Origin of the sequence: Sporosarcina aquimarina, assembly GCF_023715615.1 — a bacterium.
Classification (GTDB): domain Bacteria; phylum Bacillota; class Bacilli; order Bacillales_A; family Planococcaceae; genus Sporosarcina; species Sporosarcina aquimarina_A.
The window spans coordinates 125325-139662 of record NZ_JAMBOM010000007.1 but is presented as its reverse complement, the minus strand read 5'-3'; the positions used below and the strand labels follow the sequence as shown (position 1 = coordinate 139662).

General features: G+C 42.2%; 12 protein-coding genes. All 12 read left to right on the top strand.

Translation table 11 applies throughout. The annotated features are described in order from the left end of the window. The first annotated feature begins 110 nt into the window (after positions 1 to 110). Positions 111 to 860 carry an ABC transporter ATP-binding protein gene (locus M3197_RS14935; RefSeq protein WP_251662372.1) on the top strand — a complete coding sequence of 250 codons (750 nt, stop codon included), beginning with the start codon at positions 111 to 113 and terminating at the stop codon, positions 858 to 860. Continuing rightward, a complete protein-coding gene (locus tag M3197_RS14930; RefSeq protein ID WP_251662370.1) occupies positions 844 to 2052 on the top strand; it encodes an ABC transporter permease in 1209 nt (402 codons plus the stop codon). The genes M3197_RS14935 and M3197_RS14930 overlap by 17 nt, the downstream gene beginning before the upstream one ends. Positions 2053 to 2187: 135 nt before the next feature. Continuing rightward, the gene (locus M3197_RS14925; RefSeq protein ID WP_251662368.1) at positions 2188 to 2364 is read left to right on the top strand and encodes an IDEAL domain-containing protein; all 177 of its coding nucleotides are present in this window, start codon (positions 2188 to 2190) and stop codon (positions 2362 to 2364) included. Positions 2365 to 2489: 125 nt separating this feature from the next. Further along, entirely contained in the window at positions 2490 to 4472 is a 1983-nt protein-coding gene (gene uvrB / locus M3197_RS14920) for an excinuclease ABC subunit UvrB (protein ID WP_251662367.1), read from the top strand. Between the two features lie 6 nt (positions 4473 to 4478). Continuing rightward, the gene (gene uvrA / locus M3197_RS14915) at positions 4479 to 7352 is read left to right on the top strand and encodes an excinuclease ABC subunit UvrA (RefSeq protein WP_251662366.1); all 2874 of its coding nucleotides are present in this window, start codon (positions 4479 to 4481) and stop codon (positions 7350 to 7352) included. A 72-nt stretch (positions 7353 to 7424) separates the two neighbouring features. Next, positions 7425 to 8630, top strand: coding sequence for a DUF4097 family beta strand repeat-containing protein (locus M3197_RS14910; RefSeq protein WP_251662365.1), 1206 nt, complete (start codon positions 7425 to 7427; stop codon positions 8628 to 8630). A gap of 166 nt (positions 8631 to 8796) precedes the next feature. Then, complete coding sequence (gene hprK, locus M3197_RS14905; protein ID WP_251662454.1) at positions 8797 to 9750, top strand: HPr(Ser) kinase/phosphatase; 954 nt, start codon at positions 8797 to 8799, stop codon at positions 9748 to 9750. Continuing rightward, on the top strand, positions 9751 to 10557 hold the full coding sequence (gene lgt, locus M3197_RS14900; RefSeq protein WP_251662364.1) for a prolipoprotein diacylglyceryl transferase: 807 nt from the start codon (positions 9751 to 9753) through the stop codon (positions 10555 to 10557). Next, entirely contained in the window at positions 10547 to 11512 is a 966-nt protein-coding gene (locus tag M3197_RS14895; RefSeq protein WP_251662363.1) for a nucleoside recognition domain-containing protein, read from the top strand. Before lgt ends, M3197_RS14895 begins: the two co-directional genes overlap by 11 nt. Next, positions 11505 to 12158 carry a pyrophosphatase PpaX gene (gene ppaX / locus M3197_RS14890; protein ID WP_251662362.1) on the top strand — a complete coding sequence of 218 codons (654 nt, stop codon included), beginning with the start codon at positions 11505 to 11507 and terminating at the stop codon, positions 12156 to 12158. The genes M3197_RS14895 and ppaX overlap by 8 nt, the downstream gene beginning before the upstream one ends. Further along, positions 12155 to 12679 carry an acyltransferase gene (locus M3197_RS14885; protein WP_251662361.1) on the top strand — a complete coding sequence of 175 codons (525 nt, stop codon included), beginning with the start codon at positions 12155 to 12157 and terminating at the stop codon, positions 12677 to 12679. The genes ppaX and M3197_RS14885 overlap by 4 nt, the downstream gene beginning before the upstream one ends. A gap of 91 nt (positions 12680 to 12770) precedes the next feature. Beyond that, positions 12771 to 14297, top strand: a complete 1527-nt coding sequence (locus tag M3197_RS14880) for a tetratricopeptide repeat protein (RefSeq protein ID WP_251662360.1) — start codon at positions 12771 to 12773, stop codon at positions 14295 to 14297. Positions 14298 to 14338 lie beyond the last annotated feature (41 nt).

Below are 14338 nucleotides of genomic sequence, written 5' to 3'. Positions count from 1 at the left end.
TCCTTTCATGAATGTCATTAGTGTAGCATATTTTCAGATAATCGGCATGAGCTGGACAAGGCATTGTTGTTTCATATTTGGTAAACTAGAAGAAGAATGGAGGATGACGCATGGCAATACTTGACTTGAAAGACGTAACAGGCGGTTATTCAAGGAAACCTGTTCTACATGAAGTATCATTTAACATTCAAAAAGGTGAATTAGTCGGGCTGATTGGACTAAATGGAGCCGGGAAAAGTACAACCATCAAACACATTATTGGGTTGATGAATCCCCAAGGAGGGACCATTGAAATTAATGGTGTCACGTTTGATGAGAATGCTGAAATGTATCGGAAGTCATTTAGTTATATTCCAGAAACACCAATTTTGTATGAAGAACTGACATTACGTGAGCATTTAGAACTTACTGCAATGGCGTACGGAATACCACAAGACATTTTTGAAGCAAGATCAGCGGCGTTACTGAAAGAGTTCCGAATGGAAAAACGTTTAAAATGGTATCCTTCTCACTTTTCGAAAGGAATGCGTCAAAAGGTTATGATTATGTGTGCATTTCTTGCTGAACCTGCACTCTATATTATTGATGAACCCTTTGTGGGACTGGATCCGCTAGGCATTCGCTCATTGCTTGCTCAACTCACACAGAGAACAGAAAATGGAGCATCCGTTTTGATGTCGACGCACGTTTTGTCGACCGCTGAAAAACATTGTGATCGAATCATCCTCTTGCACGAAGGCAGCGTGCGGGCACACGGAACGATGGATGATTTGCGAAAAGCATTCGGACGACCGGATGCATCACTCGATGACTTATACATTGCGATGACAGAGGAAGCTGATTATGAACAGCTTACGTGAAGTATGGGGGGGCCGTTTCGGTAAATATTTGATGGAGTTGCAACGCTATTTGCAATATGTGTTTACAGGACATTTGGCAATCGTGTTGCTGTTTTCGATAGGGGCAGCCGGCTATTCCTATAGTGAATGGTTAAAAGATGTACCGCCTGACTTACCTGCGGCACGATTTATCGCACTATTGCTAGCAGCTGCAACGTTTATAGCGACACCAGTGACGCTTCTGAAACCTGCTGATGCTGTCTATTTACTGCCACTTGAAAAAGAATTACCCACGTATACGAGCCGAGCGCTAAGTTGGACATTCTTTTCAAAATTACCGTTACCTATCATTGTTTTCATCGTCGCGCTTCCGATGCTAAGTGCTTATGAAATAGGAAGTAAACCGATATTTGGCTTATTATTTCTATTAATCATTGCTACTCTATGGGCAAGTGTGCGAACTGAGTTTCTTTATCGGAAAGCTAACGAAGGACAAGGAGTATGGCGGGATCGCTTCATCCGTTTTGTGCTGAACGCACTTATGTTTTATGCAGTGCTCTCTAACCAGTGGATTATCCTGGTTGTAATTGCAATTGCCTATGTGCTCTATGGTACTTTGTGGATGAAAAAAGCGAACGCACAACCATTTCCATATAATCATTTCATAGAACTCGAGCAAAATCGGATGATGAGTTTTTATCGATTTGCCAACTACTTTACTGAAGTCCCTCATTTAAAGGGGTCGGTAAGTAAGCGATCATGGCTCGGTCTATTTATGCCGGATGCAAATGTTGAACGTACAGATGCACAAAGCTTTTTGCTGCGTCGCACATTTATCCGTACGGACGAATCATTTTGGCTTTGGCTACGGCTAACCGTACTATCAATTTTAGGCGTGTTGTTCATTCCATTCCCAGTTGTGGCATTCATCTTCATTGGGGCACTAGCCTTTGCTTCGGCAATTCAGACGTTGCAAACACTTCGTGGTGGCGATGAATTTCGAATGGATTTGTTATTCCCGAACACTGAAGAGGCACGTCCAAAAGAAATTTTCCGATTGACGGAGCGGGTTCAATGGTTGCAAGCGGGACTGATTGTAATTGCAAGTTTACTCATGCATGGTCTGTCAGTAACTCCTTTTGTAATGGGGGCAATTGTGCTAATCATTTCAGAAGCAACGATTCGATTATCAAATAACAAAGAAGAAGAGTAGGAATATTCGAATAAGTACTTGCAAAATAGAGGTTAAATTAGTTACAATAATTAAAAGGGTTCCGAGGTGAGAGAGATGGAGAATAATTATTCATATGCTGAGTTCCTAAAGGCTGTGGGAAAGAATAGTTCCTCAATGCAAGCGGAAAAAATGCTGAATGACATCTACATCGATTTGTTTCTGAATCATATCCACCGTGAACAAACTCGAACACGTTTGTTGGAAGAGATTGATGCGGCCTTGGATCGTAATGATAAACCTACTTTTATGCAACTGACTAATTCGTTACGTAAATTAGACGAAAAAGAGTAATTCTAAACTGTGCGCAATCGCGTACAGTTTTTTTATGAGAAAAAACGTACGTTCGCTTTTTGCTTTGGTATGGAAAGGGAATGTGATAAAATAGACAGTAGAGGAATACTAGGGAGTGACGTTCAGTGACAAATACATTTAGCATACAAGCCCCATATACGCCGCAAGGAGATCAGCCGACTGCCATCAAAGAGTTGGTTGCTGGTATTGAAAACGGTGAAAAGCACCAAACCTTATTAGGGGCAACGGGTACAGGTAAGACATTTACGGTTTCCAACGTCGTAACGGAAGTGAATAAACCGACCTTGGTCATTGCCCATAACAAAACGCTTGCGGGTCAACTTTACAGTGAATTCAAAGAGTTCTTCCCTGATAACGCAGTTGAATACTTTGTAAGTTTTTATGACTACTATCAGCCGGAAGCTTATGTCCCACAAACAGATACGTATATTGAAAAAGACTCCAGTATAAACGATGAAATCGATAAATTACGTCACTCCGCGACAGCATCACTCTTTGAGCGAAGAGATGTCTTAATTGTTGCCTCCGTCTCATGTATTTATGGCCTAGGATCACCAGAAGAATATGGTTCCCATATGATTTCACTACGTCCAGGACTCGAGATTGACAGGAATCAGCTGTTACGTAAATTCGTGGATAACTTATATGAGCGCAATGATGTAAGTTTCACACGCGGTACGTTTCGTGTTCGAGGGGATGTCGTGGAAATCTTCCCTGCATCTCAAGACGAACGATGTATCCGTATTGAATTTTTCGGAGATGAAATCGAACGATTACGTGAAGTGGATGCATTGACAGGCGAAGTGCTAGGTGAACGAGAACACGTAGCGATTTTCCCAAATTCCCACTTCGTCACAGGTGAAGCAAAAATGGTGAAAGCGATTGAACGAATAGAAATAGAATTGGAAGAACAACTGAAAATACTTCGAGAGAATGACAAACTTCTTGAAGCACAGCGTCTTGAACAACGAACACGTTACGATTTAGAAATGATGAGAGAGATGGGCTTCTGTTCTGGAATTGAAAACTATTCTCGTCATCTATCCTTACGTGACGCTGGGGAAACTCCCTATACGTTGCTTGACTACTTCCCACATGATTTCCTCATAGTGGCGGATGAGAGCCACGTAACACTCCCTCAAATCCGTGGTATGTACAACGGGGACCAAGCGAGGAAGAAGGTTCTAGTTGAACACGGATTCCGACTTCCTTCCGCATTGGACAACCGTCCACTTATGTTTGAGGAATTTGAAAAGCACGTTAACCAAGCAATTTATGTTTCTGCAACACCGGGACCTTATGAAATCGAACATACGCCAAAAATGGTTGAACAGATCATTCGTCCGACCGGTTTGCTCGATCCCATTATTGAAATCCGTCCAATTGAAGGGCAAATTGACGATTTACTGGATGAAATCAATGAACGGGCAAAAAGAAACGAACGAGTGCTGGTTACAACGCTCACGAAAAAAATGTCTGAAGACTTGACGGATTACTTGAAAGAAGCTGGCGTGAAAGTAAACTACCTTCACTCCGAAGTCAAAACCTTAGAGCGAATAGAAATCATCCGAGAGTTAAGACTTGGTGTATACGATGTTTTAGTAGGCATTAACTTATTGCGAGAAGGACTCGATATTCCAGAGGTGTCACTCGTGACAATACTGGATGCAGATAAAGAAGGATTCCTACGTTCAGAACGGGCACTCATTCAAACAATTGGACGTGCTGCGCGAAACTCTGAAGGAAGGGTCATTATGTATGCTGACCGCTACACGGATTCCATGAACAAAGCAATCGAAGAAACACAGCGGCGGAGAGAAATACAGATGGCTTATAACGAAGAACACAATATTACGCCGAAAACGATTCAAAAGGGAATTCGTGATGTCATCCGAGCGACACAAGCTTCTGAAGACTCGATCTCATTTGTGGATAAAGTAACTGAAGGTAAGAAGTTAACAAAAGAAGAGAAAACAACTTTACTTGCATCACTAGAAAAAGAAATGAAAGAATCGGCGAAAGCGCTCGACTTTGAACGTGCCGCTGAACTTCGCGATACAATATTGGAATTGAAAGCGGAAAGGTGAGAAGTCATGAAAAATACTGAAATCTATATTCAAGGTGCGCGAGCGCACAACCTGAAAAACATAGACGTAACTATCCCAAGGGATCAGTTAGTCGTCATGACAGGTCTTTCTGGATCTGGGAAATCATCACTCGCTTTTGATACGATTTATGCAGAAGGGCAACGCAGATATGTAGAATCTCTCTCCTCTTATGCTCGGCAATTTCTTGGGCAAATGGACAAACCGGACGTAGATCTGATAGAAGGCCTGTCGCCAGCCATTTCGATAGACCAAAAAACGACGAGTAGAAATCCACGTTCCACAGTTGGTACTGTTACAGAAATATACGACTATTTAAGATTGCTTTACGCACGTGTTGGAAAGCCAATTTGTCCAAATCACGGGATTGAAATCACCTCACAAACAGTTGAGCAAATGACAGACCGTGTCCTTGAATTGGAAGAACGGACACGTATCCAAATATTAGCACCTATCATTTCGGGTCGAAAAGGAACCCACGTGAAGTTACTTGAAGACCTGAAAAAACAAGGGTATGTCCGTGTTCGAGTTGATGGCGAAACATTCGATCTGGATGACAATATCGAGTTGAATAAGAACAAAAAACATAACATAGAAGTCGTTGTTGACCGAGTCGTTATTAAAGAAGGAATTGCTGGCCGACTCAGTGATTCACTTGAAGCAGCTCTTCGTCTTTCGGAAGGAACTGCACTGGTCGATGTAATCGATGGGGAAGAACTACTATTTAGTGAGCACCATGCGTGTCCGATTTGTGGGTTCTCAATAGGGGAACTTGAACCGAGAATGTTCTCGTTCAACAGCCCATTTGGTGCATGCCCCGATTGCGATGGGCTCGGGATGAAATTAGAAGTGGATCCAGATTTAGTCATCCCAGATCCTTCACTATCCTTAAAAGAAGATGCGATAGTTCCTTGGATACCGACAAGTTCACAATACTATCCAGAATTGCTGAAGACAGTTGCGCAACATTACGAAATTTCGATGGACTGTCCTGTTAGCGAATTAGCTTCAGATGATTTGAATAAAATTCTGTACGGTTCGAAAGAAGAAAAAATACGCTTTAAATATACAAACGAGTTCGGTCAGACCCGCGACAATACCATTTACTTTGAAGGGGTTTTGTCTAACATCGAGCGCCGTTTCAAAGAGACTTCTTCGGATTATGTTCGTGAACAGATGGAGAAGTATATGGCGCAACGGCCATGCCCAACTTGCAACGGATATCGATTGAAACAGGAGTCGCTCGCTGTGAAGGTGGCTGATATCCACATTGGTCAAGTGACGGAAAAATCGATTGTCGAAGCTCAGTCGTTTTTCGATAATCTTCAGCTTTCAGAAAAGGATGCGAAAATTGCTGAACTGATTCTTCGGGAAATTAATGAGAGACTCGGTTTTCTTGTTAATGTAGGACTCGACTATTTGACGTTATCTCGCGCAGCGGGAACTCTTTCTGGTGGAGAAGCCCAAAGAATCCGGCTTGCGACTCAAATAGGCTCCCGCCTAACGGGCGTTCTTTACATCTTGGATGAGCCTTCTATTGGCCTTCATCAAAGAGACAATGATAGGCTAATCAGCACATTGAAAAGCATGAGGGATATCGGGAACACCCTAATTGTCGTGGAGCATGATGAAGACACAATGATGGAAGCTGATTACTTAATCGATATCGGTCCAGGAGCAGGTGTGGCGGGAGGCAAAATCGTCTCTGCTGGAACGCCGGAAGAAGTAATGGCAGATCCGAACTCATTGACTGGACAGTATTTGAGTGGGAAGCGATACATCGCTTTGCCGACTGAACGACGGAAATCAGATGGTAGAAAAGTGATCATAAAAGGTGCTTCTGAAAACAATCTAAAAAAAGTGAATGTCGATTTCCCACTTGGTCAGTTCATTGCAGTCACGGGTGTTTCCGGATCAGGGAAGAGTACACTTATCAACAATGTCCTTTATAAAATACTGGCACAAAAATTGAATCGTTCAAAACAACGTCCGGGTGCGTATAAAAGCGTTGAAGGATTGGAAGAATTAGAAAAGGTTATTGAAATCGACCAATCTCCAATTGGACGAACACCTCGTTCGAACCCAGCTACTTATACGGGTGTATTCGACGACGTAAGAGATGTTTTCGCCATGACAAACGAAGCGAAAGTACGTGGCTACAAAAAAGGAAGATTTAGTTTCAATGTAAAGGGTGGACGATGTGAAGCATGTCGAGGAGATGGGATTCTGAAAATCGAGATGCATTTTCTACCGGATGTCTACGTACCTTGTGATGTGTGTCATGGGAAACGATATAACCGTGAAACGCTTGAAGTGACGTATAAAGGGAAAAACATTGCGGATGTCCTAGAAATGACAGCGGAAACTGCCACTGAGTTCTTTGAAAATATCCCTAAAATTCAACGGAAACTCCAAACAATAGTTGACGTTGGCCTTGGGTATGTTCAATTAGGGCAACCTGCGACAACGCTTTCTGGTGGTGAAGCGCAACGTGTAAAACTTGCTTCGGAACTTCACAAACGATCTAATGGGAAGTCCTTCTACATTTTGGATGAACCGACTACGGGACTTCACGTACATGATATCGCGAAACTCCTTAAAGTTTTGGAACGACTTGTTGACTCTGGAAATACGGTGTTAGTCATAGAACATAATCTAGATGTCATAAAGACCGTGGATCATATTATTGACCTTGGACCTGAAGGTGGCGACAAAGGTGGACAAATTATCGCTACTGGTACACCTGAAAAAGTCGCTGAAAATAAGCAATCTTATACTGGCATGTACTTGAAACCTATCTTGGAACGGGATCGAGGACGTATGGAGGAACGACTGGAAAAGGCTGAAAATCCAGTGACATGAAACTTTTTGTGTTGCGAACCGTATAGATAAGCAAATCATATGCACCATCATTCCACTTAGGAGGCGAAAGAAATGCAAAACGAAAGAAAACGCATTTTAACTATGCTTGAAAATGGAACGATTTCAACGGACGAGGCTTTGACACTATTAGAAGCATTATCTCAAAGTGAACCTCCAAAGAAGACAGCTGGTTTTGAACCTGCTAAAACACAAGATCATGCACAGCATGAACCAAACGAAGACCCTTTTTCAACGTCAGGAAAAGAGGAACCGACTAAAGGGAAAGGCCAGTCTTCAAAATCTGGTTGGTCAGGTACTTCTGCCGAGGAATTCATGGAAGACGTTCGAAAGGATTTAACGAATGTCGGTGACCAGTTTATGCAATTCATGCAAAGTGCGGTTCAAAAAGTGAAGCAGTTCGATATGGAAAATCCGTTTGGCTCTTCAACGACGTTTGAACATAAAATGCAAAAAGAAGTAAAAGAGTTGGAAGAACTCATCGTGGATATCGATAACGGTAAGCTATCGATTGTCCCAGGTGAAGGAAACGAAATTTCAGCAGTTTTTTCTGTGAAGACCTTCACGTCAAGTTCCGAAGAAGATGCAAAGAAGGATTTCTTGGAAAAGCTTATTTGTGTAGCTGACGAGCAATCACTTAGAATTTCAAGTAATTCTAAAACGGTACAAGTAAATACAGTCCTCACCGTTCCTAAAAAAACGTATCGTAAGATTTCAGTACGATTGTTGAATGGTGGTTTCGATCTCCGTAATCTTGAAGCCGATGTACTGCGCGTTAAGACAGCTAACGGAAAAGTTAATCTCAGCTACGTCAAAGCGGGCGAAGTGGACATTGAAACCCTGAACGGTGAAATTCGTTTGCTCAGTATTGAAAGTAATCAGCTGGAGACGCAGACATTGAACGGGCTCATTTATATCGATGGGAAAGTAAAAGATACACAAGCTCGTACACTTAACGGATCCATCTCAGTGACAACTTCCCATGAATGTCCTGAAAAAATTGATGTGAAGAGTGTTGGTGGAAATATTGAGTTGTATGTCCCTAGCTCACTATCGTTAGTAGGTAGCATTACGTCAACTATCGGTAGCCTAAACCTAAAACTGCCGGATGTTGAGAATACGTCCAATCAAGATCAGCTTTTACATCGTTCTATGAACTTTAAGAAGGATGTACAAGATTCACCTGCTACGCTCCATTTGTTTGCAGAATCTAAAACAGGTTCTGTGATGGTTTGCTATTCACCTGATAACAAAGAATAATGAATAGAGTTGGCCTTCTCTCTTACTCATCGAGGGAAGGCTTTTTAATTCATGGTTAACAATTTTTTAGACTAGCAGAGTGATTGATGCGAAATACCGTTCAAAATCCTTTGTACAATGGTAGAATGATGCATAGATGACATTTGAAGATGGAGGTGGCGATCAGATGGGTGAAGTCTCGGTTAAAGATATTAAAGAACGGTTTGACTTGGAATTGCTTGCGGGAGCTAGTGGAATCGACAGAACAATTGAGTTAAGTGACATATCCCGTCCAGGACTTGAGATGGCAGGCTATTTTGATTTCTATACACGCACACGCATCCAACTGTTAGGGAAGACGGAAATTTCGTTTTTTGAATTGCTACCTGAAGAACTTCGCGTTGAACGGATGGATATGTTATGCACACCGGATACACCGGCATTCGTTTTGGCACATGGTGTGACATTGCCAGTGGAGCTTGAAATTGCTGCTGAAAGAATGGGGATCTCTGTTCTTGGTGCTGATATACCAACGACCAGACTTTCAGGCATGTTGACAAATTTCATTGCAGGTCGCTTGGCACCGATGAAAACCCTTCACGGTGTTTTAGTGGATGTCTATGGGATTGGTGTGTTAATCACAGGTAAAAGTGGTGTCGGTAAAAGTGAGACAGCTCTTGAACTTGTTAAACGTGGACATCGACTCATTGCTGATGATTCAGTTGAAATCCGTGAAGTGGCTAAAAATATTTTAATTGGAAGTCCGCCCCCTTTGCTTCGGCATATGTTGGAAATCCGAGGAGTGGGTATCATTGATATCATGACCTTATTTGGTGCAAGTTCGGTAAAAGATGATAAGCGGATTGTTCTCGTTATTGACTTGGAACTATGGGATCCAGAGAAAATGTATGATCGTCTAGGTGTCGATGAAGACAAATTGAAGATCATGGATTCTGAAGTGACAAAGCTCGTTGTACCGGTTCGTCCTGGTAGGAATCTATCGGTTATCATCGAAGTGGCTGCAATGGATTATCGACTCAAATCGTTAGGCATTAATGCAGCTGAAGAATTTACAAACAAGCTGGATGCAGTGATTAGTCAAAAGGCCACTGCGGCAGAAGAAAAGGGGATTCATCGGTAAATGAATACATTATTAGCGATCGATCCAGTTGCGTTTTCATTCGGTACTTTTGAAGTGCGTTGGTATGGAATACTAATTGCAACGGGAATTATTTTAGCGTTTTTGCTTGTTCAAAAAGAAATGGTAAAACAAAAGATGCATCCAGACTTCTTGACGGATATGCTCATTTGGGCGGTTCCAATCTCCATTATTTCTGCAAGAATTTACTATGTCATCTTTTCTTGGGAGTTCTATAAAGATCATCCTGGAGATATTATTAAAATTTGGGAAGGTGGCATCGCCATACACGGTGCTCTGATTGGAGCGATTATTACTGCGGCGATCTTCACTAAAAAACGTGGCGTTTCTTTCTGGAAAGTAGCCGATATCACTGCACCTGGTCTACTCATTGGCCAAATAATTGGGCGTTGGGGCAATTTCATGAACCAAGAAGCACATGGCGGTCCTGTGTCTCAGTCATTCCTTGAAAACAACATCATTCCTGATTGGATTATGAATCAGATGACAATTGATGGGATCACCTATCATCCTACATTTTTGTATGAATCCATCTGGAATCTCGTGGGTCTTGCGATTATCCTATTGTTAAGAAGAGTCAACTTAAAACGTGGCGAAATCTTCTTCTTCTATATCATCTGGTATTCAGTGGGACGTTTCTTCATCGAAGGAATGAGAACGGATAGCCTGTATGGAGGGGACCTCCGTGCAGCACAAGTCGTATCTATTTTGGGAGTGCTCATTGCACTTGGGCTACTTATCTACCGCAGGTTCATCATGAAAACGGATGTGAGGTATAATGACAAATAATGATAATACGGCAACGCTCAAGAATGGATTAGGAGCGGGATTAAAAACAACTTGGTCACTGGGGAAAATTATTTTCCCCATCACGATTCTTGTAGTGATTTTACAACATACTCCAATATTGCCTTGGATCGTTAAGCTGATATCTCCATTTATGAATCTTTTTGGATTGAGCGGAGAAGCGGCCATTCCACTAGTCCTCGGGAATGCATTGAACTTGTACGCCGGAATCGCCGGAATCTTATCACTCGACTTGACGGTGAAAGAAGTATTTATCATCGCGATGATGCTCAGTTTTTCACACAACTTGTTCATCGAAACAGGGGTTGCGTTGAAAGTGGGGGTTAAGTTGTGGATTGTCTTGGTCGTCCGTTTCGGTTTAGCGGCAGTTTCCGGCATTGTCATTAACCTCGTTTGGCGAGGCGGTGGTGAAATCGCGAAATATGGGATTGCTCCTGAAACAGCTATCGTTCCGGACGGCTGGTTGGAAATTTTCATATTAGGTCTACAAAAAGCATCTTACGGAGTCTTGCAACTCGCACTCATTGTCATTCCGCTGATGCTCGTTGTCCAATTCTTGAAAGACCGAAATTACTTAGAGAAGTTCTCCTCTAAATTTTCACCGGTCACCAAACTGATTGGTGTACAACCGAATGCTTCGTTAACGTTAGTGGCGGGACTTGTCATAGGTTTAGCATATGGTGCAGGTGTAATGATCCAGGCCGTTCAAGAAGACGGTGTGAGTAAGCGGGATGCTACACTCTCGTTCATATTCCTTGTCGCATGTCACGCTGTCGTCGAAGATACTTTATTGTTCATCCCATTAGGTATCGCGGTCTGGCCATTGCTTCTGATCCGTGTTATCACCGCATTCGTACTGACAATTGCAGTGGCTTTTTTCTGGAGACAAAAGCTGAACGAGAAACTGGAGAAGGAGGCTACTGTTTTCAATGGATAAGCCAATTACAACGATACTGTTCGATTTGGACGGTACGTTACTTGATACGAACGAACTGATTATGCAATCATTTGAACAATTACTCGGCAGACATTATCCGGGGAAATATACTAGGATAGATATTTTGCCTTTTTTAGGTCCTACTTTGACAGAGACATTTAATGGGATGGACCCTTCGAAGACAGAAGGAATGATTCAGGAATATCGTGAATGGAACCTAGCGAACCATGACCGATTGGTGGATGAGTTTGATGGAGTTACGGAAGTATTGACCCAATTAGCAAACAGCGGAATCCGAATGGCAATTGTGTCGACGAAAAGAAATGAAATGGTCCATAAAGGGTTAGATTTAATTGGCATCACGCACTTATTTGAAACTATAGTTGGATTAGACGACGTACAACGCCCCAAACCAGATCCTGAACCGCTTTTACTTGCAATGGACAGATTGAATGTTGTAAAAGAAGAAGTCCTAATGGTGGGCGATAACTTTCACGACATTGAAGGCGGGAAAAATGCAGGGGTCCGCACAGCTGCTGTCGCTTGGTCTGCAAAAGGACCTGAATTTCTTTCGACTTTTAACCCAGACTATATGTTGAACCACATTTCGGATCTCTATGAACTTGTAGGTGTGAAGGGCAAATGAGAAAGACGGAGCGTTTTCGTGTAAAGGGAGAAGGAAACTCACTTTGGAACTTGTACAAATCGGTATCATTTTTTAAAGTCATGAAAAACTTTATTGTCATACAGATTGCTCGCTATACACCGTCATTCAAAGTGAAGAACTGGTTATATCGAACATTTCTGCGGATGGAGGTCGGCCAGCAAACCGCGTTTGCTCTAATGGTCTTTCCGGATGTGATGTTTCCTGAACGCATTCGGGTTGGTAGAAATTCCATTATCGGGTTTAACTCCACTATCCTTGCACATGAATACTTAATAGATGAGTATCGAATTGGGGACGTGGTAATTGGTGACGAAGTTATGATCGGTGCAAACTCCACGATTTTACCAGGCGTTACGATAGGCGATGGAGCTGTAGTTTCTGCCGCATCATTGGTGAATAAAGATATCCCGGCGGGGGCATTTGCTGGAGGGAACCCTGTTCGTATTATTTACACAGCTGATCAGGTTGCAGAACGGAACGAAAACAAACTTAAGGTTTAAGATTGTACAAAAGAGTTATGGTATACTGTAGACATATTGCAAGAAGGAGCGTTTCCCTCGTTCCTTCTTGTTTTTTATCGGAGGAATCTGTTTGGATAAAAACGAGCAAAACAAAAACAATAATATTATTTCATTTGTCCCAGACGGCGATTTTTATTATGAACGAGCCCTTGCGGAAATCCAGAAAGAACAATTTTCGGAAGCCTTGAAATATTTGAAACGAGCGGTAGACCTGAATCCTGATGATCATCAAATTGTTATGCAATATGGAATTATGGTGATGGAAGAAGGACGTTTTGAAGAAGCGCTGGATTTACTAATTCAAGCGTACGAATTGGAACCGACAAATGGCGATGTGATTTTCTATCTTGCAGAAATCCATGCACATCTTGGTCTATTACGCGAAGCGAAGATATTTGCGGAAAAATACATGGACGTGGCGCCTGAAGGGGAACTTTCAGAAGAAGCAAAAGAGATTATCGAGTTTGCAGAGCAAGAAGCCGCGTTTTTATCGGAAGAAGAACCGGGGGACGAAGAAGTTCATTTGTTACAAGAAAAGGCGAGGCGATTAATGGAATCGGGAGAGTTTGACAAAGCAGTCACCGTTCTCGAAGATATTGTCGTGGACTATCCTGAGTCATGGTCTTCTTTTAATAACTTGGCTCTCGCTTATTTTTATAGAGGCGAAACTACCGATGCGAGAGAACTACTGTATGATGTGCTTCGGAAAGACCAAGGAAATGTACACGCATTGTGTAATCTTGCTGTTTTCTACTATTACGAAGGCGATCAGGAGAAACTGCTGCCGCTCGTTGATTTACTCGTGAAAATACGACCTTATCAGTTTGAAAATCGCTACAAATTGGGCGCTACTTTTGCTTTGATTGGGAATCATAAGGAAGCGTACTACTGGTTGCGTAGCATTCAGAAAAAAGGATTTGAAGGAGATGCAGGCTTCTTCTTTTGGCTAGCACATGCTGCATTTTTCTCAGGTCATCGTCATCAGGCTGAAACTGCATTTAGCCGATTGATAGAAATTGACCCTTCAAAAGCTGGACTGGAACCATGGGCAGACGCAAATGCGGAAAAGCAAATTGACACGTCGATCTATACACAGGACAAGCAATTTTTACTCGACAAAATTGGGAATGAGTATGTTAGCGAAAGAATGTTTGGCTTTTTCCTATTAGGTAAGTCAATTCACAAACAAGAAATTATAGCGCACCCGGCTTATATAGATGTTGAAAAGCTGGAGGATCTTGAGAAGCTAGTACTCGCTTCGAGTTTAGATTATCATCTCGTAGAAAAGTCAATCGCAGATCAGGCATTTAATCGTGCGATGCAAGCAAGCGAACTGTTATATGCTAAGCATAACCCGCTTGATGAAGAAGGAACGCATTTATTTCAAATGTGGTTTTCTCTGTTTGAGATTGGGATTACGAAACACTATACATTCAAAAACCCAAAAGCAATCGCTGCAGCCGCAGATTATATGTTCCATTCTTCTCGAAGCAAAGGGGTCACGAAAACAAAACTTGCTGAATCATATAAAATAAGCACACCTACACTTACTAAATATGTGAGTGAGTTGTTCGAGCTCCTTCCTAACTTCTCGTGATCACTTTTAGGAATGAAAACGTATAGCAGGCAGAAAAGTTG